General features: G+C 68.4%; 18 protein-coding genes. 11 read left to right on the top strand and 7 right to left on the bottom strand.

The window, feature by feature from the left end:
* Nucleotides 1-122: 122 nt before the first annotated feature.
* From VH569_RS04730 to VH569_RS04760, 7 genes are all read left to right on the top strand, one after another.
* On the top strand, nt 123-974 hold the full coding sequence (locus VH569_RS04730) for a GntR family transcriptional regulator (protein ID WP_423314355.1): 852 nt from the start codon (nt 123-125) through the stop codon (nt 972-974).
* A complete protein-coding gene (locus tag VH569_RS04735) occupies nt 971-2,026 on the top strand; it encodes a Gfo/Idh/MocA family protein (protein WP_423314356.1) in 1,056 nt (351 codons plus the stop codon). The genes VH569_RS04730 and VH569_RS04735 overlap by 4 nt, the downstream gene beginning before the upstream one ends.
* 267 nt (nt 2,027-2,293) lie before the next feature.
* Nucleotides 2,294-2,932 (top strand): TerC family protein, encoded by a 639-nt coding sequence (locus tag VH569_RS04740; protein WP_376966156.1) that lies wholly within the window; start codon nt 2,294-2,296, stop codon nt 2,930-2,932.
* 632 nt (nt 2,933-3,564) lie between these two features.
* A complete protein-coding gene (locus VH569_RS04745) occupies nt 3,565-4,569 on the top strand; it encodes a TRAP transporter substrate-binding protein (protein WP_098735923.1) in 1,005 nt (334 codons plus the stop codon).
* A 98-nt stretch (nt 4,570-4,667) separates the two neighbouring features.
* A complete protein-coding gene (locus tag VH569_RS04750) occupies nt 4,668-5,207 on the top strand; it encodes a TRAP transporter small permease (protein ID WP_098735922.1) in 540 nt (179 codons plus the stop codon).
* Nucleotides 5,198-6,481 (top strand): TRAP transporter large permease, encoded by a 1,284-nt coding sequence (locus VH569_RS04755; protein ID WP_098735921.1) that lies wholly within the window; start codon nt 5,198-5,200, stop codon nt 6,479-6,481. The genes VH569_RS04750 and VH569_RS04755 overlap by 10 nt, the downstream gene beginning before the upstream one ends.
* A gap of 389 nt (nt 6,482-6,870) precedes the next feature.
* Complete coding sequence (locus VH569_RS04760; RefSeq protein WP_423314357.1) at nt 6,871-9,444, top strand: DUF4347 domain-containing protein; 2,574 nt, start codon at nt 6,871-6,873, stop codon at nt 9,442-9,444.
* A gap of 170 nt (nt 9,445-9,614) precedes the next feature.
* Here the strand turns inward: VH569_RS04760 and hydA are convergent, their stop codons facing one another.
* From hydA to VH569_RS04785, 5 genes are all read right to left on the bottom strand, one after another.
* The gene (hydA, locus tag VH569_RS04765; RefSeq protein WP_423314358.1) at nt 9,615-11,057 is read right to left on the bottom strand and encodes a dihydropyrimidinase; all 1,443 of its coding nucleotides are present in this window, start codon (nt 11,055-11,057) and stop codon (nt 9,615-9,617) included.
* Between the two features lie 14 nt (nt 11,058-11,071).
* Nucleotides 11,072-11,803 carry a TetR/AcrR family transcriptional regulator gene (locus VH569_RS04770; RefSeq protein WP_423314359.1) on the bottom strand — a complete coding sequence of 244 codons (732 nt, stop codon included), beginning with the start codon at nt 11,801-11,803 and terminating at the stop codon, nt 11,072-11,074.
* Nucleotides 11,804-11,985: 182 nt separating this feature from the next.
* Complete coding sequence (locus tag VH569_RS04775; protein WP_423314360.1) at nt 11,986-13,254, bottom strand: Zn-dependent hydrolase; 1,269 nt, start codon at nt 13,252-13,254, stop codon at nt 11,986-11,988.
* 41 nt (nt 13,255-13,295) lie between these two features.
* Nucleotides 13,296-14,579, bottom strand: a complete 1,284-nt coding sequence (gene preA / locus VH569_RS04780) for an NAD-dependent dihydropyrimidine dehydrogenase subunit PreA (protein ID WP_423314361.1) — start codon at nt 14,577-14,579, stop codon at nt 13,296-13,298.
* A 17-nt stretch (nt 14,580-14,596) separates the two neighbouring features.
* Nucleotides 14,597-15,907 carry an NAD(P)-dependent oxidoreductase gene (locus VH569_RS04785; RefSeq protein WP_423314362.1) on the bottom strand — a complete coding sequence of 437 codons (1,311 nt, stop codon included), beginning with the start codon at nt 15,905-15,907 and terminating at the stop codon, nt 14,597-14,599.
* 344 nt (nt 15,908-16,251) lie between these two features.
* Between VH569_RS04785 and ogt the strand changes: the two genes are divergently transcribed.
* Nucleotides 16,252-16,788 (top strand): methylated-DNA--[protein]-cysteine S-methyltransferase, encoded by a 537-nt coding sequence (gene ogt, locus VH569_RS04790; RefSeq protein WP_423314363.1) that lies wholly within the window; start codon nt 16,252-16,254, stop codon nt 16,786-16,788.
* A gap of 27 nt (nt 16,789-16,815) precedes the next feature.
* On the opposite strand, the gene VH569_RS04795 is transcribed toward ogt, so the two are convergent.
* Complete coding sequence (locus VH569_RS04795) at nt 16,816-18,861, bottom strand: FAD-dependent oxidoreductase (protein ID WP_423314509.1); 2,046 nt, start codon at nt 18,859-18,861, stop codon at nt 16,816-16,818.
* Nucleotides 18,862-19,157: 296 nt separating this feature from the next.
* On the opposite strand from VH569_RS04795, the gene hyi reads away from it, so the two are divergent.
* From hyi to VH569_RS04810, 3 genes are all read left to right on the top strand, one after another.
* Nucleotides 19,158-19,952 (top strand): hydroxypyruvate isomerase, encoded by a 795-nt coding sequence (hyi, locus tag VH569_RS04800; RefSeq protein WP_423314364.1) that lies wholly within the window; start codon nt 19,158-19,160, stop codon nt 19,950-19,952.
* A 36-nt stretch (nt 19,953-19,988) separates the two neighbouring features.
* A complete protein-coding gene (glxR, locus tag VH569_RS04805) occupies nt 19,989-20,873 on the top strand; it encodes a 2-hydroxy-3-oxopropionate reductase (protein WP_423314365.1) in 885 nt (294 codons plus the stop codon).
* Nucleotides 20,874-20,991: 118 nt separating this feature from the next.
* On the top strand, nt 20,992-22,281 hold the full coding sequence (locus VH569_RS04810; RefSeq protein WP_423314366.1) for a glycerate kinase type-2 family protein: 1,290 nt from the start codon (nt 20,992-20,994) through the stop codon (nt 22,279-22,281).
* 17 nt (nt 22,282-22,298) lie between these two features.
* Here the strand turns inward: VH569_RS04810 and VH569_RS04815 are convergent, their stop codons facing one another.
* Nucleotides 22,299-23,069 (bottom strand): cyclic nucleotide-binding domain-containing protein, encoded by a 771-nt coding sequence (locus VH569_RS04815; RefSeq protein ID WP_423314367.1) that lies wholly within the window; start codon nt 23,067-23,069, stop codon nt 22,299-22,301.
* Between the last annotated feature and the right edge of the window lie 2 nt (nt 23,070-23,071).

Here is a 23,071-nt window from a genome sequence, read left to right on the forward strand (position 1 = left end):
ATGACGGGAATGGGGGCGCCTTTGTCACACCCGGATCCGAACGGGGGACGAGCGAAATTGCTTGCCGCGCTAGCTGATATATTAGTATTCTGAGGCATGTGCTTCTGAGGAGGCTGGACGCCATGCCATCGGGCAACCCGCCGGCCAAAACCGGTTCCATCGCGGCGACACCGTCATCGACCATGCCATCGGCCACGCCGGTCATGCCGGCCAAGGCCGCCGCGCTTCTGGTCCGCCCGCCGGCGCGCCGGGACATGCGGCGCGGCCCGACCGCCGCCGACGCCATCCACCGCGACCTGCGGGCGGAGATCGTGTCGCTGAAACGCAAGCCGGGCGAGCCCATCGCCGAAAAGCAGATCGCCGAGGCCTATGGCGTCAGCCGCACGCCGGTGCGCGAGGCGGTGCTGCGGCTGGCCGACGAGGGGCTGATCGAGATCTTCCCGCAATCCGGCACCTTCGTCGCCCGCATCCCGCTGGGCGCCCTGCCGGAAGCCGGTGTGATCCGCAAGGTGCTGGAACGGGCGACCGTGCGCTTCGCCGCCGAACGCGCCAGCCGCAGCCAGATCGCCGCCTTGCGCGCCTGCCTGGAGCACCAGCGCGAGGTCGATGCGGTGGGCGATGCCGACGGCTTCCATCAGGCCGACGAGGCCTTCCACGCCCAGATCACCGAGATGGCGGGATATCCCGGCTTCTGGGGCATCATCCAGCAGGCCAAGGTCCAGCTCGACCGCTGCCGCCGCCTGACCCTGCCGGTCCCCGGCCGCATGCGCACGGTCATCGCCGAGCATGAGGCCATCGTCGAGGCCATCGCCGGCCACGACCCCGACCGGGCCGAACAGAGCCTGGTGCGTCATCTGGACAATCTGCAGATCACGGTGGACGACGTGCGCAACGCCGCCCCGCTCTATTTCTCCGGCAGCCTGACCGCCGACATCGCTGCCGGGACGACCGCCCTGGACGGAGCGCTTCGATGACCGGTTCCCGTCGCCGCATCGGTGTCATCGGCCTCGGCATGGCGTCGGCGCCGCACGCGCAGAGCCTGATCGATCTTGCCGACCGGGTGGAGGTGGCGGGCTGCTTCAGCCCGTCGGTCGACCGCCGCGCCGCCTTCGCCGCCCGCCACGGCCTGCCGGTGGTCGACCGGCTGGAGAGCCTGCTGGACGACCCGACCCTGTCGGCCGTCCTGCTGCTGACCCCGCCCGACAGCCATGCCGCGCTGGTGGCGCGCTGTGCCGCCGCCGGCAAGCATGTGCTGCTGGAAAAGCCGCTGGACGCGACGCCGGAGGGCGCGCGGGCGGTGGTCTCCGCGATGGAGGATGCCGGGCTGACGCTGGGCGTGGTGTTGCAGCACCGTTTCCGCGCCTCGGTCGAGCGGCTGGCGGCGCTGATGCGCGACGGCGCGCTGGGCCAGCCGCTGACCGCGGCGGTGTCGGTGCGCTGGTGGCGCGACAATGCCTATTACGCCCAGCCCGGCCGCGGCATGAAGGCGCGCGACGGCGGCGGCGTGCTGCTGACCCAGGCGATCCACACGCTGGACGCCTTCGTCGGCCTCGTCGGCCTGCCGGACCGGGTCGCCGGATTCGCCGCCACCAGCGTCCTGCGCAGATCCGACCCGGCTGTGGGCATGGACACGGAGGATGCGGTCGCCACGGCCCTGCGCTACGGCAACGGCATGCTGGCGACCGTGAACGCCACCACCGCCGTCTATCCGGGCTATCCGGAGCGGATCGAGATCGCCGGGACCGGGGGATCCGCCGTGCTGGCCGGCGACCGGCTGGAGGTGCAGCTGGTCACTGGCGAGCGCATCGCCGCCGGGGCGGACGGCGCCACGCTGGGCGGCGGCGCCGACCCGATGGCCTTCTCCCACCAGCATCACCGCGCGGTGCTGTCCGACTTCCTCGACGCGCTGGACGAAAGACGCCGGCCGCGGGTGGACGGGCGCGAGGCGCTGAAGGTCCACCGGCTGATCGAGGCCATGCTTGAAGCGTCGGAAAGCGGCGAAACCGTGGAGGTCGGCACGCCCTGATCGGCAGCCCCACCGGAACTCCCACCGGCCGCAAGCGCGGCCTTGCGCAATCCACAGCTTTGGCGTAAAGCGCCAGAACCAGGCCGGGCCCCTCTGGCAACCTTCACCGGTTGCGATGTCGGACTGGGAACATCAGGAGCGGCCCGCGCCTTTTGCCCTTGACCGGCGCTTCCCGTCCGACGCCCTCGGCGCGGCCCGGCCGGTCATCGGAAGACCCCGTGCGGCCTCTCCTCCCACACTGATCGTGATGCGAGGACTCGTGCCCAAATGACGGAACTCTTCACCACCGACGCGCTGTTCGCGCTGCTCCAGGTCATCATGATCGATCTGGTGCTGGCCGGCGACAACGCCATCGTCATCGGTCTGGCCGCCGCCGGCCTGCCGAAGGACCAGCGCGGCAAGGCGATCCTGATCGGCATCCTGGCCGCCACCGTGCTGCGCATCGGCTTCGCCGCCGTCACCACCCAGCTTCTCCAGATCATCGGGCTGCTGCTGGCCGGCGGCGTGCTGCTGCTGTGGGTGTGCTGGAAGATGTGGCGCGAGCTGCGCCAGTCCCAGGACGAGGACGAGGCGGTCGAGTCGCTGGAGAACGATGACGCCGCGGCGTCCGGCCCGCGCAAGACGCTGGGTCAGGCGGTCTGGCAGATCGTCGTCGCCGACGTGTCGATGTCGCTCGACAATGTGCTGGCCGTCGCCGGGGCGGCGCGCGAGCATCTGGGGGTGCTGGTCATCGGCCTGACCCTGTCGATCGCCCTGATGGGCCTCGCCGCCAGCTTCATCGCCCGCATCCTGCACAAGCACCGCTGGCTGGCCTATGTCGGCCTCGCCATCATCCTCTATGTCGCCCTGCACATGATCTATCGCGGCGCCCTGGAGGTGTGGCCTCTCGTGAACGGGCACGCCTGACCGGCCCGCCTTTAGAGTCTGTCTGGTGCCTATTGAAGCACCAGACAGACTCTAACCTTTGATTTTCCGTGTGATTCACGCTTCAAGCGATTCCGCTTGAACCGATCACACTCTAAAGGACCGACGGCGTCCGTCGCCGCATCCGGGTGACTGGGGGGAGCGGCTGCGGCGGACGCTGGGGCCGAATGTCGCACCCGCCCCCCTGCGGCGATCCGTGGTCTGGCCGAAACCCGCCCCGGCAGTCACTTTGTTCCTCTCCCCGCAATCCTGATCGCGATAAAGTCCGAACGGTTGTTGCCGCTTTGAACTTTCAGGGTTGCGCGCAGATTGATATACTAATATCCTAAGTACAGTGAACAGGGGGCGGCGCAAGGGTAGCCGGGGGGCTGAAGGAGGATGGGGGCAGGGCCGGTGTCGGCCATGCATGGTGCCCGGTTTGCGCGCCGCGCTGTCGCAGCGCTGCGAAATCCGGCCGCCGCAAGTCCCACCTTCCACGCTTCGTCTGTCACCGGTCCACGGTACGTGCAGTCGAGTGTGCAGGGCGGCCCGTCGCCTTCAGGCCAACGGGCAACGCCAGAACAAGAAAGGACGGGCCGCAACAGGCTTCGTCCCCACCATCAGGAGGAGAACCTATGAAGTTTTCGCTGACTTCGGTCCGCACCGCGCTGCTGGCCGCCTGTGCCGTCTGCGGCATCCTGGCCACCCCGATGCTGTCTGCGCCGGCCGACGCGCGCGACTTCCGGTCCGCCGACATCCACCCGACCGACTACCCGACCGTCGAAGCGGTCCGCTATGTCGGCAAGCTGGTGGCAGAGCGCAGCAACGGCAAGCTCGGCATCAAGGTGTTCCCGAACGGCGCGCTCGGCACCGAAAAGGACACCATCGAGCAGCTGAAGATCGGTGCGCTGGAGATGATGCGCATCAACGTGGCGCCGCTGAACAACGTGGTGCCGGAGACGATGGTCACCGCGCTGCCCTTCATCTTCCGCGACACCGGCCACATGCGCCGCGTCCTGGACGGCCCGATCGGCGACGAAATCCTGGCGGCGATGGAAAGCCAGGGCATGATCGGCCTGGCCTTCTACGACAGCGGCTCGCGCAGCATGTATTCGGCCGCCAAGCCCTACAAGACGCTGGCCGACATGAAGGGCGCCAAGATCCGCGTCCAGCAGTCCGACCTGTTCGTCGCCATGATCCAGGCGCTGGGCGCCAACGCCACGCCGATGCCCTTCGGCGAGGTCTACACCGCGCTGAAGACCGGCATCGTCGACGCCGCCGAGAACAACTACCCGTCCTACGAATCCTCCCGCCACTTCGAGGCGGCCAAGTACTTCACCCTGACCGAACACGCGATGGCCCCGGAGGTGCTGGTCTTCTCCAAGGTCGCCTGGGACCGCCTGTCGAAGGACGATCAGGCCACGGTCCGCAAGGCCGCCAAGGACTCCGTGCCCTACATGCGCAAGCTGTGGGACGAGCGCGAGCTGAAGTCCAAGGAGATCGTGACCCAGGCCGGCGCCCAGATCGTCGAGGTTCCGAACAAGCAGGAATTCATCGACGCCATGAAGCCGGTCTACACCCAGTTCGCGAACACGCCGAAGCTGCAGAGCCTCGTCCAGCGCGTCCAGGAAACCAAGTAACGACCTTTCTGTAACGCCAAGAACAAGGCGGCGCGCGGCTTCGTCCCGTCCGGGACGGACCGCGCACCGCCGGGGTCTCAGGAGTGGGGAGCCGCAGCATGGATATCGAGCTGCAAGCAATGGACGTCAGCCCGCCGCATGCGGCCGGCTGGTTGACCCGCATGAACGCGGCGCTGGCCAAAACCGGCATGTATGCCGCCATCATCGGCCTGATGATGATCGTGTGCGTCGTCTTTTATCAGGTGTTCGGCCGCTATGTGCTGAACAGCTCGCCGACCTGGGCGGAAAGCCTGGCCATCGTGCTGGTGCTTTACGTCACGCTGATCGGCGCCGCCGTCGGCGTCCGCGATGCTGGCCACATCGGTCTGGAGTCGCTGCTGGTGATGCTGTCGGACAGCGCACGCCGCAAGATGGACGTGCTGATCTACGCCCTGGTCGGCATCTTCGGCGCCTGCATGGCCTACAATGGCTGGATCCTGGGCAGCTCGGTCGCCTCCTACACCATCCCGAACCTGCATGTCTCCGAAGCCGTGCGCTACGTGCCGCTGGTGCTGTCGGGCGTGCTGATCGTTTCGTTCTCCATCGAGCATATCGTCGCCATCGTGCGCGGCGAGGAGGTCAAGCCGTCATGGAACTGACCATCCTTTCGATCACCTTCTTCGGCTTCCTCATCCTCGGCATTCCGGTCGCCTTCGCCATCGGCCTGTCGGCGCTCTGCACCATCCTCTATGAAGGCCTGCCGGTCGCGGTGGTCTTCCAGCAGATGATGTCGGGCATGAACGTCTTCTCGTTCCTCGCCATTCCCTTCTTCGTCTTCTCCGGCGAGCTGATGCTGCATGGCGGCGTCGCCGACAAGATCGTCACCGCGGCCAAGAGCATGGTCGGCCACATCCGCGGCGGGCTGGGCATGTCCAACGTCGTGGCCTGCACGCTGTTCGGCGGCGTCGCCGGATCGCCGGTCGCCGACGTGTCGGCCATGGGCGCCGTGATGATCCCGATGATGAAGCGGGAAGGCTACCACGCCGATTACGCGGTCAACGTCACCACCCACGCCGCACTCGTCGGCGCGCTGATGCCGACCAGCCACAACATGATCATCTACGCGCTGGCCGCCGGCGGAAAGGCGTCCATCGGCGCGCTGATCGCCGCGGGCCTGATGCCGGCGCTGCTGCTGATGGTCTGCAACCTGGGTGCCGCCTATTACGTCGCGGTGAAGCGCGGCTATCCCAAGGGGACCTTCCCCGGCTGGGACATCCTGGGGCATTCCTTCGCCGCCGCGGCCCCCGGCCTGCTGATCGTCGTCATCATCCTGGCCGGCATCACCACCGGCGTGTTCACCGCGACCGAGTCGGCCTCGGTGGCCGTGATCTACGCGCTGCTGCTGACCACCTTCGTCTACCGCACGCTGAGCTGGGAGAAGTTCCTGGCTGCCGCCGCCAAGACGGTGAAGACCACCGGCGTGGTGCTGCTGCTGATCGGCGTGTCGACCATGTTCCAGTACCTCATGGGTCTCTATGAGGTGGCGGACATGACCGGCGAGCTGCTGGCCGGCGTGTCGACCAACCCGCTGATGATCTTCCTGCTGATCAACATCATCCTGTTCCTGCTGGGCACCTTCATGGACATGGCCAGCACGATCCTGATCTGCACGCCGATCTTCCTGCCGATCGCCATGCAGTACGGCATGGACCCGGTGCAGTTCGGCATCGTCATGCTGATCAACTGCGCGCTCGGCCTGAACACTCCGCCGGTCGGCACCACCCAGTTCATCGGCTGCGCCATCGGCGGCGTGTCGGTGGGCGAGGTGATGCGCTCCATCACGCCCTTCTACGGGGCGCTGTTCGTGGCGCTTCTGCTGGTCACCTATGTCCCGGCCTTCTCGCTGTGGCTGCCGCGCATGCTGATGCACTGAGGCGGACCGGGAAACAGGCGGCGCTCCCGCACCCCTGAACGACTTCTCTCCTGGACTGGGCCATCGGGATCTTCCCGATGGCCCTGTTTTTTTGTGCGCGCTCCGCCCAGCCGCGCCGGTCTGTCCCCCGAATTGGTGGTAGTTACCGAGCGATGCCCCCCAATCTGGAAAAAGAGTGGCAAGCCGCCGCAACAAGCCCGACCGGCCGGATGGCGTCGAAATCGAAAGAGACCGCACCGCTTTCGCTATGACGGAGAAAACAGGTCGCCCGGCCGGAGTGGATGCTTCCCAAGGAATGATGGGCTTATTGGATGTTGTTTGGTGGACATGATCCCGTACATCACAGAACGCGCAAACGACTTCCAACAATTCCCCAGAAAGGGGTTTTCATGCACGGGATCATTCTTGCCGACGCCGCTCTGGCCGACATCGATGCGCTGATCGGCCGACACGCGCCGGACGTGACGGTGGTCCGGGTCGCCGCGGACGAGGACGCCCTGGGCCTGCTGGCCGACGCCCTGGAGGCCGCCCGCGAGGCAGGCCCGGCGGCGGTCCACCTGATCGCCCATGGCGCGCCCGGTGTGGTGAAGCTGGGGGCGACGCCGCTCGACACCAGCGCCCTGTTCGACCGCCGCTGGCCCGATGCGACCGGCTGCGAGATCCTGATCCATGCCTGCGACGTCGGCGCCGGACGCAACGGCCGCCGCTTCGTGGAGCGTCTGGCCGCAGTCACCGGTGCCCGCGTCGCCGCCGCCAGCCATCCGGTGGGTCATGCCGACCAGGGCGCGTCCTGGGATCTCGACGTGGTGACCGGCCCGATCCTGGCGGCCCGCCCGTTCGCAGGCGCGGAGGCCTGGCCGCATCGTCTGGCCTACAGCGGCACCGCCACCAGCGGCAACGACACGCTGATCGGCGACAACGGCGGCAACACCATCAACGGGCTGGCCGGCAACGACAGCATCGTCGGCGGCACCGGCAACGACAGCCTGATCGGCGGCATCGGCAACGACACGCTGGTCGGCGGCGGCAACACGGGCCAGTCGGCCGGCGACACCATGAATGGCGGGCTGGGCGCCGACCATTATGTCGGCGGCAGCGGCTTCAACATCGTCACCTACGAGAACGCGACCAGCGGCCTGACGCTGGACCTGACCAACGGCGCCAACAACACCGGCGAGGCGGCGGGCGACACCTTCGTCAACATCCAGCGCTGGATCGGTTCCGAATATGCCGACAGCCTGACCGCCGGCGACACCGCCGTCTGGTTCTGGGGCCATGGCGGCAACGACGTCGAGCATGGCGGTGCCGGCGACGACACGCTGGAAGCCGGCGACGGCAACGACAGCGTCTTCGGCGGCGGCGGCAACGACCTTATGTACGGCCGCGCCGACAACGACCAGCTGCATGGCGAACTCGGCAACGACACGGTGGCCGGCGGCGGCGGTGCCGACCTGATCTACGGCGATGCCGGCAACGACCTGCTGAAGGGCGACTGGGAGCGCGACACCGTCTATGGCGGCGACGGCGACGACACCATCCTGGCCGGCATCGTCAGTTCCGGCAGCTACGCCCAGACCCAGAACGACCTGATCTATGGCGATGCCGGCAACGACCGCTACATCGTGGTCAGCCAGTACGATGCCGGGACGGTCAGCTTCGACGGCGGCGCCGGCACCGACACGCTGGAGCTGCGGTCGGACAACCTGACCAGCTACAACGGCTACAATCTCGAATATTACAACGACGTCGCCTCGCCGAAGATCGACATCAGCGGCATGACGCTGACCAGCGTCGAGACGCTGGCCCTGACCGGCAGCCAGCGCCACACCGTGACGATGACCGCGGCCCAGGGCAACGGCTTCGGCAGCATCACCGGCGCCGTCACCGGCGACGCCTTCGCCATCGTCGGCGCCGCGCTGTCGGGGACGGTCGGCAGCGGCAACGGCAGCACGCTGACCGCCGGCAAGGTCCAGGCGGAGACGGTGAACGGCGTCACGCTGGTCCATGTCGGGCTCGACGGCACCGCCGGCTCCGACCTGACGCTCCGCATCGCCGGCAGCTTCGCCGCGTCCAGCATCAGCCTGTCCGGCAACACCATCACGCTGGGCCAGGGCAGCGGCTCGACCGGCGGCGGCGATACGGGTGGCGGCAACACGGGTGGCGGCAGCACCGGCGGTGGGACGGGCGGCACGGGCGGCCAGACGCTGACCGGCACCGACGGCCGCGACTACCTCACCGGCGGCAGCGGCAACGACACCATCATCAGCAACGCCGGCAACGACTACATGACCGGCGGCGCCGGCAGCGACACCTTCGTCTTCAAGCCGGGCGACGGCTGGGACTATGTCGGCGACTTCCAGGCCGGCAGCGGTGGCGACGTGCTGAACGTCGCGGGGTGGGGCGGCTTCAAGGACTTCGCGTCGGTGATGGCCGTCACCGTGCAGGACGGCGCCAACACCGTCGTGAATTTCGACGGCAACAACAGCGCCATCCTCGCCAACGTCACCCGCGGCAGCCTGACCGCCGCCAACTTCTCCTTCACGGCGACCGGCGGCAGCACGGGCGGTTCGACGGGCGGCGGCTCCACCGGCGGCACGCCGGGCCAAACCATCACCGGCACCTCGGCCGGCGAGTATCTGGCCGGCGGCAGCGGCAACGACACGATCACCGGCAATGCCGGCAACGACTACATGATCGGCGGTGCCGGGCGCGACACCTTCGTCCAGCATGCCAGCGACGGCTGGGACGTCATCGGCGACTTCCAGGCCGGCACCGGCGGCGATGTGATCGACATCCGCAGCATCAGCGGCTTCACCAGCCTGAACAGCGTGCTGACCCACTCGACGCAGGACGGCGCCGACCTGTCCATCGACCTGGGTGCGTTCAACTCGATCAAGCTGATGGGCGTCGACCGCAACAGCCTGACCGCGGAGAACTTCCTGTTCGCCAGCCCGGTGGGGTGATTTGGGTAAAGCTCCCTCTCCCGTCCCGGGAGAGGGAAGGGGCCCGCCGCAAAGCGGTGGGAAGGGTGAGGGGCGATCCGAACATGGATCCTTGATCCTTGAAACCCCCTCACCCTCCCCACTTCGTGGGGCCCCTCCCTCTCCCGGGGCGGGAGAGGGTATTCGATTTCCTACCGCTCAACCGCCACCGGGACGTTCAGGGCGTTGCGCTTCGACACCGCCTCGTAGACCGGCGGGAAGGCGGGGCGGTTGATGTAGCGGCCGGCGCCGCGCACCGCGCGGCTCTCGCCCAGGGCGTGGACGATGCGGCCCTGGCTCAGCGTGTAGGCTGGGGTGCCGGTGACGGTCATGCCCTCGAAGATGTTCAGGCCGACCTTCTGCATCTGGGTCTTGGCCGAGATGGTCTTGGTCGCCTTCGGGTCCCACACCACCAGATCGGCGTCGGCGCCGACGCTGACCGAGCCCTTGCGCGGATAGAGGTTGAAGATCTTCGCCGCGTTGGCGGAGGTCACCGCAACGAACTCGTTCATCGTCAGCCGGCCGGTGTTGACGCCGTGCGTCCACAGCGCCGTCATGCGGTCCTCGATGCCGGCCGTGCCGTTCGGGATCTTGGTGAAGTCGTTGCGGCCCATCGCCTTCTGTTCCGCGCAGAAGCAGCAATGGTCGGTGGCGGTGGTGTGCAGGTGTCCGGCCTGGAGGCCCCGCCACAGCGCGTCCTGATGCTCCTTCGGGCGGAAGGGCGGGCTCATGACATGGCCGGCGGCGAAATCCCAGTCGGGGCTGCGGTAGACCCCGTCGTCGATCAGCAGATGACCGGCAAGAACCTCGCCGAACACGCGCTGGCCGTCATTCTGGCCGCGTTCGATGGCGGCGAGCGCCTCCTTGGCCGAGACATGGACGATGTAGACCGGCACGCCGAACACCTTCGCCACCTGGATGGCGCGGTTGGCGGCCTCGCCCTCCACCTCCGGCGGGCGGGACAGGGGATGGGCCTCCGGTCCGGTCAGGCCCTGGGCCAGCAGCTTCTTCTGGAGCTGGAAGACCAGCTCGCCGTTCTCGGCATGGACGGTGGGGATGGCGCCCAGTTCCAGGCAGCGCTGGAAGCTGTTCACCAGCGTCTCGTCGTCGGCCATGATGGCGTTCTTGTAGGCCATGAAGTGCTTGAAGCTGTTCACGCCATGGTCGGCGACCAGCGTGCCCATGTCCCTATGCACGCTCTCGTCCCACCAGGTCACGGCGACGTGGAAGCTGTAGTCGCCGGCCGCCTTCTCCGCCCAGCCGCGCCAGGTGTGATAGGCCTCCATCAGGCTCTGCTTCGGGTTGGGGATGACGAAGTCGATGATCGTCGTCGTCCCCCCGGCGAAGCCGGCGGCGGTGCCGCTGAAGAAATCCTCCGTCGTCACCGTGCCCATGAAGGGCAGTTCCATGTGGGTGTGCGGGTCGATGCCGCCGGGCATGACGTAGCAGCCGCCGGCATCCACCGTTTCGGCCCCCGCCGGCACGTCGAGCGTGTCGCCCACCGCGGTGATGATGCCGTCCTGGCAGAGGACGTCGGCGCGGCGGGTTTGCTCGGCGGTGACGACGGTGCCGCCGCGGATCAGGATGGTGGACATGCTCGGGCGCTCCCTCAGGAAATGGATGGGACGGAGTCGGTGGGCGTTTCGGTTTCGGCGATTTGCGGCTCGGCCATCTGTGCTTCTGGCATCTGTGCTTCTGGCAGGCCGGCGGCGCGCAGGACCAGCCGCAGCACCTCCGCCGTCATGGCGGCGAAGTCCTGGCGGGTCAGGGTCCGGCGGCCCAGCACCTTGCGGATCTGCACGTCGAAGTCGGCGTAATGCTGGGTCACCGCCCAGATCATGAACAGGAACTGGCGGGCATCGACCGGGGCCATGCGGCCGGCGGCGACCCAGCCGTCGATCACCGCAGCCTTGGCGTCGACCAGCGCTTTGAGGTCTTCGGCCAGGAAGCGTTCGACCTGGGTGCCGCCATGCAGGATCTCGTTGGCGAAGACCTTGGAAGCATGGGGCCGCGTGCGTGATGCCTCCATCTTGGCGGTGACATAGGCGGTCAGCGTCGCCGCCGGGTCGGCGTCGGCGGTGAAGGAGCCGATGGGGGCCAGCCACATCTGCAGGATGTTGTCGAGCACCGCGCGGTAGAGGTCGTCCTTGGTGCCGAAATAGTAATGCAGGTTGGCCTTGGGCAGGCCGGCCCGCTCGGCGATGTCGGCCATGGTGGCGCCGGCGAAGCCGGCCTCGGCGAAGACGCGCTCGGCCGCCTTCAGGATGCGCTCGACATTCTCACGCCGGATGCGTCCTTGGGACTGAGTGGTGTCCGTGGTTTCGGCAGCCGTTCGCGCCATCGCTTTCGCCATCGCTGTTGCTGGTGCCCTCTCCCGCCCCGGGAGAGGGAGGGGACCCACGAAGTGGGGAGGGTGAGGGGGTAGGCACGAAGCCATGCGGTTCGGGATTCTTGCAATCCCCCTCACCCTTCCCATGCTCCGCATGGGCCCCTTCCCTCTCCCGGGACGGGAGAGGGAGAGTGTCACGCAGGGGCTTTCACCTGCTCCGCCATCGCATTCGCGCGGTCCAGCACGGCGTGCAGCAGCACCTCGCAGCCGGCGGTCGACCATTCCGGGGTCGTCTCCTCGACCTCGTTGTGGCTGATGCCGTCGATGCAGGGGATGAAGACCATGGCCGTCGGCGCGACCTTCGACAGGTAGCAGGCGTCGTGGCCGGCGCCCGAGACGATGTCGCGGAAGCTGTGGCCGGTGCGCTCCACCCCTTTGCGGACGGCGGCGACGCAGGTCTCGTCGAACCTGATCGGGGCGTAGTACCAGATCTGCTGGAAGTCGGTCTCCAGCCCGATTTCGCCGGCGATGCGCTCCACCTCGGCGCGCAGTTCACCGTCCATGGCTTTGAGGATGCCGTCGTCCGGGTGGCGGAAATCGACGGTGAAGAAGACCCGGCCGGGGATGACGTTGCGGCTGTTGGGGTGGATCTGCATCAGCCCGACCGTGGCGCAGGCGAGCGGGCCGTACTTCATGCCGATCCGGTTCACCGCATCCACCACGCGGGCGGCGCCCAGCAGCGCGTCCTTGCGGCGCACCATCGGGGTCGGGCCGGCATGGGCTTCCTGGCCGGTGAAGGTGATCTCGTACCAGCGCTGGCCCTGGCAGTCGGTGACGACGCCGATGGTCTTGCCTTCGATCTCCAGGATCGGACCCTGCTCGATGTGGGCCTCGAAATAAGCGCCGACCTTGCGGCCGCCAACCTCCTGGTCGCCGGCATAGCCGATGCGGGCCAGTTCCTCGCCCATCGTCTTGCCGTCGAGGTCGGCGCGCGACAGGCCGTAGTCCAGATCGAACACCCCGGCGAAGACGCCGGACGACACCATGGCGGGAGCGAAGCGTGACCCCTCCTCGTTGGTCCAGACCGCGACCTCGACGGGAGCCTCGGTGACGTAGTTCATGTCGTTCAGGCTGCGCACCACCTCCAGCCCGGCCAGCACGCCATAGACGCCGTCATACTTGCCGCCGGTCGGCTGGCTGTCGAGATGGCTGCCCATGATGACCGGGGGCAGGCTGTCGTCGCGGCCGGGACGGCGGGCGAAGATGTTGCCCATCCTGTCGACCGAAATCGTGCAGCCGGCCTCCTCGCACCAGCGCACGAACAGGTCGCGGCCCTGTTTGTCGAGGTCGGTCAGCGCCAGCCGGCACACGCCGCCCTTGGGCGTGCCGCCGATCTGCGCCATGTCCATCAGGCTCTGCCACAGGCGCGAGCCGTTCACGGCGACATTCTGCGGGGTGGACATGTTGCTCTCTCCTGAACGTCGTTCTTTATTCGGCGGCTGATTTATTCGGCGGCTTCCGGGACGCGCATCGGGTTGCGGGCGTCGTTGGGCCAGGTGACGTAGGGCAGGTCGGTCTGCTCCGGCACCATGGTGATGCAGTCCGGCACCGGGCAGACATGGCTGCACAGGTTGCAGCCGACGCACTCCTCGTTGACCACGGTGAAGACGCGGCGGCCTTCTCCTTGGTCGATGCGGATCGCCTGGTGCGAGGTGTCCTCGCAGACGATGTGGCAGCGGCCGCAATCGATGCACAAGGCGGGGTCGATCACCGCCTTGGTCGAGAAGTTCATGTTCAGGTCGTTCCAGTTGACGACGTTGCGCACCGCGCGGCCGCTCAACTCGTCCAGCGTCCGGTATCCCTTCTCGTCCATCCAGTTGGACAGGCCGCCGATCATGTCCTCGACGATCTTGAAGCCGTAGGTCATCGCCGCGGTGCAGACCTGGACGTTGGTGGCGCCCAGCGCCAGGAACTCCGCCGCGTCGCGCCATGTGGTGATGCCGCCGATGCCGCTGACCGGCAGGTGCCTTGTGTCAGGGTTGCGGGCGATTTCCGCCACCATGTTCAGCGCGATGGGCTTCACCGCCGGGCCGCAATAGCCGCCATGGCTGCCCTTGCCGTCGACCACCGGGGTCGGCGCCATGGCGTCGAGATCGACCGCGACGATGGAGTTCACCGTGTTGATCAGCGACACCGCGTCGGCGCCGCCGCGCCTGGCCGCTTCGGCCGACCACAGGATGTTGGTGATGTTGGGGGTCAGCTTGACGATCACCGGCAAATTGACGGCATTCTTCACCCAGCGGGTGACCTGCTCGACCATCTCCGGCACCTGCCCGATGGCGGAGCCCATGCCGCGCTCGCACATGCCGTGCGGGCAGCCGAGGTTGAGTTCCAGCCCGTCGGCTGCCCCGGTCTCGGCGATGCGGCGGGCGAGGTTGGCCCAGGCCTCCTCCTCGATGCGGGCCATCAGCGAGACGACCATGGCGCGGTCGGGCCAGTCGCGCTTGACCTCGATGATCTCCTGCAAATTCACCTCGAGCGGCCGGTCGGAGATCAGCTCGATGTTGTTGAAGCCGATCATCCGGCGGTCGGTGTCGAGATGCGCGCCGTAGCGGCTGGAGACGTTGACCACCGGCGGGTCCTCGCCCAGCGTCTTCCACACCACACCGCCCCAGCCCGCCTTGAAGGCGCGGACGACGTTGTAGGCCTTGTCGGTCGGCGGGGCCGACGCCAGCCAGAAGGGGTTGGGGGAGCGGATGCCGGCGATGGTGCTGCGAAGATCGGCCATGATGTGGCTCCCTTTCCTCAGGCGGTCAGGTGGCTGTGGATGGCGAGGGCGGCGAGCTTGCCGTCCTGCACGGACTGGACCGTCAGGTCCTCGCCCGTGGCGACGCAGTCACCCCCGGCCCAGACCTTGGCAAGCGTCGTGCGATAGGCCTCGTCGATGGCGATCTTGCCACCGGCGACCTGGAGGCCGCCCAGCGCGTCGGCCGACAGCTTCTGCCCCACCGCCTTCAGCACCATGTCGGCCTGAAGGGTGAAGGTCTCGCCGGTGCCGGACAGCTTGCCGTCGCTGAGGCGGGTGCGCTCGAAGGTGATGCCGGTCTCGCCGATCTCTTTGGGTGCGGCGAAGGTCTTGAGGACGACGCCTTCGGTCTGGGCCAGCTCCTGCTCCCAGGCGGTGGCGCCCATCTGGGCACGACCGCGGCGGTAGACCAGGGTGACGTCCTCCGCACCCAGGCGCTTGGCCTGGATGGCGGCGTCGACGGCGGTGTTGCCGCCGCCGATCACCACGACGCTGCGCCCCACCGCGGGCGGCTGGCCCGGAAGGGCCTGACGGACACGCTCGATGAAGGCGGTGGCGTCCTCGACGCCCGTGCGCTCCTCGCCGGGGATGCCGAGGCGGTTGTTGGAGCCAAGGCCGACACCCAGGAAGACGGCGTCGAAGTCGGCGCGCAGGCTGTCGAGCGACAGGTCGGCACCCAGCCTGCGGCCATGCTCCACCGCGATGCCGCCGACGCCGAGGATGAAGGCGACCTCGCGCTGGGCGAAATCGTCGGCCATCTTGTAGGGTGCGAGGCCGTATTCGTTGAGGCCGCCGGACTTCGCCTTCGCCTCGAACACCGTCACCTCATGGCCGAGCGTGGCGAGGCGGTGGGCGCAGGACAGGCCCGCCGGACCGGCACCGACCACGGCGACGCGCTTGCCGGTCGCGGCAGCGCGCGGGAAGGGGTGGGCCGGCTCGCCGTCGATGAGACGGTCGGTGGCGTGGCGTTGCAGCCGGCCGATGGCGACGGGGCGGTCCTCCGCCCGGTTGCGGACGCAGGATTGTTCGCACAACGTCTCGGTCGGGCAGACACGGCCGCAGGTGCCGCCCATGATGTTCTCCGACAGGATCGTCGTCGCGGCACCCTTCAGGTTGCCGGTGGCGATGGAGCGGATGAAGGCCGGAATGTCGATCCCGGTCGGACAGGCCTTGATGCAGGGGGCGTCGTAGCAGAACAGGCAGCGGTTCGACTCGGCCAGCGCCTGCACCGGCGTCATCGCCGGGGTCAGGTCGGCGTAGGGCGAAGCCAGCTGGTCTTCGGTGGTGGCAAGCGTAGCGATCAGGGTCATGGCGGATGGCTTCCCTTCGGTCGCAGAGCGGCGTGTCTACCGAAGCATCAGCAACCCGCGTGCCAAGAGAACCAACCAGCACTGCCAACGGAGACGGGCGGCGGAAAAGCTGACTGTTCGGTCAAAAACTGACGGTATGGACAGGCATGGCTTCATCATGCCAGCCATGCGGATTGCACGCAACTCAGCCTTTTGGCGCCTCTTTTGGCGGCGATACGCAAGAAACGCATGGGAATTCGCGAAGTGGGAAACAGGAAATTGCGTTGTATCAAAGGGTTGCATCGCCAGGGCGCTGCCTTCAATTTCGGCAGCGCACCTGTGCAACCGGGATAGGAGGTGCCGCCATGCCCGCTTTCTCAAGCCTGCTGATCGACCGCACCGCGACGCCCATCGGCGAGTTGATCGTGGTGGCGGACGAGGACGGCGCCCTGCGCGCCATCGACTGGACCGACCATGAGGACCGGCTGCACCGGCTGCTGCGCCTGCACCATCCCGGCGGCTACGAGCTGCGGCCGGCCGGCGATCCGGGCGGACTGACGCGGGCGATGGATGCCTATTTCGCGGGCGAGCTTGCCGTCATCGACCGGCTGCCGGTGCGCACCGGCGGGACGCCGTTCCAGCGCGCGGTGTGGGCGGCACTGCGCGGGATTCCCTGCGGCGGCACCGTCAGCTACCGCGAGCTGGCGGCGCTGGCCGGGCGTCCGGCGGCGGTGCGGGCGGCGGGACATGCCAACGGCGCCAACCCGGTCGGCATCGTGGTGCCCTGCCACCGGGTGATCGGATCGGACGGCACGCTGACCGGCTATGGCGGCGGGGTGGAGCGCAAGCGCTGGCTGCTGGCGCATGAGAGGGCGGCGGCAAATCCCCTCTCGCGGGGATGACGGTCGAATAGGTTCGAGCCGCCCCCCTTACAGCTCCGCCGCCAGCTTCGTCCCCTGGGCGATGGCGCGCTTGGCGTCCAGTTCGGCCGCGACGTCGGCGCCGCCGATCAGGTGGACGGCGATGCCGGCGGCCTCCAGCGGGGCGTGCAGCTCGCGCAGCGGCTCCTGCCCGGTGCACAGGACGATGCTGTCCACCGCCAGCGTCTGCACCCGCTCGCGCTTCTCGCCGAAGCTGACGGTCAGCCCCTCGTCGTCGATGCGCTCGTAATTCACGCCGGACAGCGCCTGGATGTTCTTCATCTTCAACTGCGCCCGGTGGATCCAGCCGGTGGTCTTGCCCAGCCCCGCACCGGGCTTGCTCGCCTTGCGCTGGAGCAGCACGACCTCGCGGGCTGGCGGCGTCAGGTGCGGGCGGATGCCGGCGACGCCGCCGCGCGCCTCGGCCGGGTCGGCGACCCCCCATTCGGCCCGCCACAGCGCCGGGTCCAGGCTGGGTGACGGCGCTTCCTGGACCAGAAATTCGCTGACGTCGAAGCCGATGCCGCCGGCGCCCACCACGGCGACGCGCCGGCCGACCGGCTTGGCGTCGCGCAGCACGTCGATGTAGGTCAGCACCTTGGGATGGTCCTGGCCCGGGATCTTCGGGTCGCGCGGCACCACCCCGGTCGCCAGCACAACGGCGTCGAAGCCGGCCCCGGTCAACTCGTCGGCCCCCACCCGCCGCCCCAGATGCAGCGCCACCCCGGTCTCTGCCAGCCGGTGGCGGAAATAGCGCAGCGTCTCATGGAACTCCTCCTTGCCGGGGATCAGCTTGGCCATGTTGAACTGGCCGCCGACCTCGTCCGCCGCATCGAACAGGTGCACCTCGTGCCCGCGCTCCGCCGCCGTGGTGGCGCAGGCCAGCCCGGCCGGCCCGGCGCCGACCACGGCAACGCGCTTGCGCTTGATGGCCGGCGCGATCACCAGCTCCGTCTCGTGGCAGGCGCGCGGGTTGACCAGACAGCTCGCCGTCTTGCCGGAAAAGATGTGGTCCAGGCAGGCCTGGTTGCAGGCGATGCAGGTGTTGATCGCCGCCGCCCTGCCCGCCGCCGCCTTGGCGACGAAGTCCGGGTCGGCCAGGAAGGGCCGCGCCATCGACACCATGTCGGCCAGTCCATCGCCGATCACCGCGTCGCCGACCTCCGGCGTGTTGATGCGGTTGGTGGTGCAGAGCGGGATCGACACCGCCTGCTTCAGCTTCCCCGTCACCCAGGCGAAGTTGGCGCGCGGCACGCTGGTGGCGATGGTCGGCACCCGCGCCTCGTGCCAGCCGATGCCGGTGTTGATGATGGTCGCCCCCGCCCGCTCGATGGCCTGGGCAAGCTGCACCACCTCTTCCCAGCTGCTGCCGTCGGGGATCAGGTCCAGCATCGACAGGCGGTAGATGATGATGAAGTCGCGCCCGACCGCCTCGCGCATGCGCGACACGATCTCGACCGGGAAGCGCATGCGGTTCTCGTAAGGCCCGCCCCATTTGTCGGTGCGCCGGTTGGTGTGGGTCACCAGGAACTGGTTGATCAGGTAGCCTTCCGACCCCATCACCTCCACCCCGTCATAGCCGGCCTCGCGCGCCAGCTCGGCGCAGCGGACATAGGCGCGGATCTGGCGCTCCACCCCCCGCACCGTCAGGGCGCGCGGGGTGAATGGGGTGATCGGCGACTTGATGCGCGACGGCGCCACCGACAGCGGGCTGTAGGCATAGCGCCCGGCATGCAGGATCTGCAGCGCGATCTTGCCGTCTTCGGCATGGACCGCGTCGGTGATGACCCGGTGCGCCCGCGCAGCACCATGCCGCGCCAGGGTGGAGCCGAAGGGCGACAGCCAGCCCTCCACATTCGGCGAGAAGCCGCCGGTCACCATCAGCCCGACCCCGCCGCGCGCCCGCTCGGCGAAATAGGCGGCCAGCCGCGGGAAATGGCGGCGCCGGTCCTCCAGCCCGGTGTGCATCGACCCCATCAGCACCCGGTTCTTCAGCACCGTGAAGCCGAGGTCGAGCGGGGCCAGCAGATGCGGGTAGGGCTGGGAGCCGGGCATGGTCACGGAACGCGTCCTCCGGTTATCGAACCCGCGCTTCTGGCGGCGCTGGGCAGGCTGATGATTGGTGGCGCGAATCCTAATTCAGGGTGACGTATGCGTCAATCAGGTTCCGCGGCATCCGCCAGCGCCCCTGGAAGGCCGATCGAGCCCCGATCGTTCGCGCACCCCGCTTTCCGCTGTGTGAAAAAGCCGTTCGGCGAACTGGCTCAAGGGCCTGCGCGGCGGTCAAGCTCCCAACCCAAGGGCCGCCCCTCCATCCCCGGCGGCCGATTTGCGTAACCGGGAGTTCGGTCATGGTGCAGTTCGCCGCCAACCTGACGATGCTCTACAACGAGCATCCCTTCCTCGACCGATTCGCCGCGGCGGCCGATGCCGGCTTCCGTGGGGTCGAATACCTGTTTCCCTATGATTTCGCCGCCGACGCGCTGGCCGAAAAGCTGCGCCGGCATGGGTTGACCCAGGTCCTGCACAATCTGCCGGCCGGCAACTGGGGCAGCGGCGAGCGCGGCATCGCCATCCTGCCCGACCGCGTGCAGGAATTCCGCGACGGCGTCGCCCGCGCCATCGACTATGCCGGCACACTGGGCTGCAAACAGGTCAACTGCCTCGTCGGCATCCTGCCCCAAGGCGCCGACGCCGCCACGGCGGAAAGCACGCTGACCGCCAACCTCGCCTATGCCGCCGACGCGCTGGCCGGCGCCGGGATCCGGCTGCTGGTCGAGCCGATCAACACCCGCGACATCCCCGGCTTCTATCTGACCCGTACGAAACAGGCGCTGGACCTGATCGCCAAGGTCGGTTCCGACAATCTCTTCGTGCAGTACGACATCTACCACATGCAGATCATGGAAGGCGATCTGGCCCGCACCATCGAGGCCAACCTCGCCCGCATCGCCCATGTCCAGCTGGCCGACAACCCCGGCCGCTTCGAACCGGGCACCGGCGAGATCAATTATCCCTTCCTGTTCAAGCATCTGGACGCCATCGGCTACAGCGGCTGGGTCGGCTGCGAATACAAGCCGAAGACGACGACGGACGAGGGGCTCGGCTGGTTCGCCCCCTACAAGACCGAACCGGCGCACGCCTGAGACGCCCCCATCCAATCAAAGAGAAGGACTACCGCTATGAAGGTCGGTTTCATCGGTCTCGGCATCATGGGCACCCCGATGGCGGGGCATCTGCTGGACGCCGGTCACACGCTCTACGTCCACGACATCAAGCCGGTCCCGGCCGAGCTGACCGATAAGGGCGCCATCCCCTGCCCCAGCGGCGCGGAGGTCGCGGCGGCGGCCGAGGTCATCATCACCATGGTGCCGGACACCCCCCATGTCGGCGCCGCGCTGTTCGGCGACAAGGGCGTCGCCGCCGGCCTGTCGGCGGGCAAGATCGTGGTCGACATGTCCTCGATCTCCCCCATCGAGACCAAGGAATACGCCAAGCGCATCAACGATCTCGGCTGCTCCTACCTCGACGCTCCGGTGTCGGGTGGCGAGGTCGGGGCCAAGGCCGCCTCGCTGACCATCATGGTCGGCGGCCCGCCGGAGGCCTTCGACACGGTCAAGCCGCTGTTCGAGAAGATGGGCAAGAACATCACGCTGGTCGGCGGCAACGGCGACGGCCAGACCACCAAGGTCGCCAACCAGATCATCGTCGCGCTGACCATCGAGGCGGTGGCCGAGGCCCTGCTGTTCGCCTCCAAGGCCGGCGCCGATCCGGCAAAGGTCCGTCAGGCGCTGATGGGCGGCTTCGCCTCCTCGCGCATCCTGGAGGTCCATGGCGAGCGGATGATCAACCGCAACTTCACCCCCGGCTTCCGCATCGAACTGCACCAGAAGGATCTGAACCTGGCGCTGAACGGCGCCAAGGCGCTGAACCTGTCGCTGCCGCACACCGCCAGCTGCCAGCAGCTGTTCAACGCCTGCGCCGCGCAGGGCGGGGCGGCCTGGGACCATTCCGGCATGCTCCGCGCGCTGGAACTGCTGGCCGGGCACGAAGTCGGGTCGAAGTAAGGGGTTGGGGGCATCGTCTGCCGACATGTCCGGCGGACGATGCCCCACCCAAACCATTGGCCTGTCAACCATTCGCGTGCATTCTAAGCGCCCCGCCCTCCACGACGCCCGAGCGACCATGACCGCCACCGTCCCCACTGCCGCCCCCACTGCCGACGCTCTGCTCCACGACCTGTTCCAGGCGGCGCTCACCGCGGTGACCGCCGAGACCCGGCTGCCGGCGGCCCTGCCGCAGCCGCCGAAGGGCCGCACGGTGGTCATCGGCGCCGGCAAGGCGGCGGCGGCGATGGCGAAGACGGTGGAGAACCACTGGCCGGGACCGCTGACCGGCCTCGTCGTCACCCGCTACGACCACGATCTGCCGACCGAGCGGATCGAGGTGGTGCAGGCCAGCCACCCGGTGCCCGACGACGCCGGGCAGGAGGCGGCACGGCGCATCGTCGACATGGTGCAGGGGCTGACCGCCGACGACCTCGTGCTCTGCCTGATCTCCGGCGGCGGCTCCGCCCTGCTGGCGCTGCCGGCCCCCGGCATCACGCTGGAGGACAAGCGCGCCGTCGCCAAGGCGCTGCTGAAGAGCGGCGCCGACATCGGCGAGATGAACTGCGTGCGCAAGCACCTGTCGGCGGTGAAGGGCGGCCGGCTCGCCGCCATGGCCCACCCGGCGCGCGTCGTGTCGCTGCTGGTCTCCGACGTGCCGGGCGACGATCCGTCGGTGATCGCCAGCGGCCCGACCGTGCCCGACCCGACCAGCTTCGCCGATGCCCGCGCCATCCTGGCGAAATACGGCATCACCCCGCCGCCGGCCGTCGCCGCCTTCCTGGAGGCCGCCGAGGACGAGACGCCGAAGCCCGGCGACCCGCGTCTGGCCGGCGCCGAGACCACCATCATCGCCACCCCGCAGGACGCGCTGGAGGCGGCGGCGGCACTGGCCCGCGACCGTGGCTACACCCCCGTCATCCTGGGCGACGCCATCGAGGGCGAATCGCGCGAGGTCGCCAAGGTCCATGCCGGCATCGCCCGGCAGGCCGCCCGCCACGGCCAGCCGGCCCCGGTTCCCGCCGTGATCCTGTCCGGCGGCGAGACCACCGTGACGGTGCGCGGCCAGGGCCGCGGCGGCCGCAACGTCGAATTCCTGCTGGCGCTGGCGGTGGCGCTCGACGGCCATCCCGGCATCCGGGCGGCGGCCTTCGACACCGACGGCATCGACGGGACGGAGGACAATGCCGGCGCCGTCCTGCGCCCTGACACGCTGAAACGGGCCGAGGCGATGGGGCTGGACGCCAAGGCCTTCCTCGCCAACAACGACGGCTACAGCTTCTTCAAGGCGCTGGGCGATCTGGTCGTCACCGGCCCGACGCGGACCAACGTCAACGACTTCCGGGTGATCGTGATCGATCCGGCCTGAGGGACGGACGACTCGAATCAGCCTTCGGATCGCCCAGCCTTCGCCTTGGTCAGCTGCGCGATGTAGATCCGCGCCAGCGATTTCAGGATCGGCGGCATCGCCATCACCGCCTCCTCGAAGCTGCGCTTGTCGATCACCTCGCAGATGCCGCCGCTCACCGCCACGGCGGTGACGTCGGGCGGGCGGCCGGTCAGCAGGTAGATCTCGCCGAACAGGCTGCCCGGCCCGAAGCTGGCGATCTCCTCGCCCAGCGTGCCGCGGCCGGGGCGGAGCGCCACGCGGCCGGACTGGATCAGGTAGGCGGCGTTCACCGGGTCGTTGGGGCTGAAGAAGACATGCCCTTCGCGGATCATCCGGCGGTCGACCACCTTCTGGAACGAGTTGGTTGAGCGGAAATCCACCGCATTGCCGACCCGCTCGGTCGGCGGCAGGCCATAGTCGCGGCGGATGGCGGCGATCAGGCTCTGCAACAGGTAGGATGCCAGCGGCGGGCTGCGCTTCAGCAGGCTGCGGAAGGCGTCCCGCGTCACCTCGACGCAAGCCACCTCGGTCAGCGCCCGCACGGTGGCGCTGCGCTCGCCATCGTCGATCAGCGCCATCTCACCGACCACCGCCCCTTTGCCGACCACCCCCAGCCGCCGGATGCCGCCGTCCGCGGCGGTCAGCAGCACCTCCAGTTCCCCGGATTCGATCAGCCATGCCCGGTCGCCGCGCTCGCCCTGCCGCATCATCACGATGCCGGGCTCGATGGTGGTGCGCTTGGGGCCGGAAGAGGCGGACTGCGTCATTG

The sequence above is a fragment of the Azospirillum sp. 11R-A genome (assembly GCF_049472615.1).
Lineage (GTDB): Bacteria > Pseudomonadota > Alphaproteobacteria > Azospirillales > Azospirillaceae > Azospirillum > Azospirillum palustre.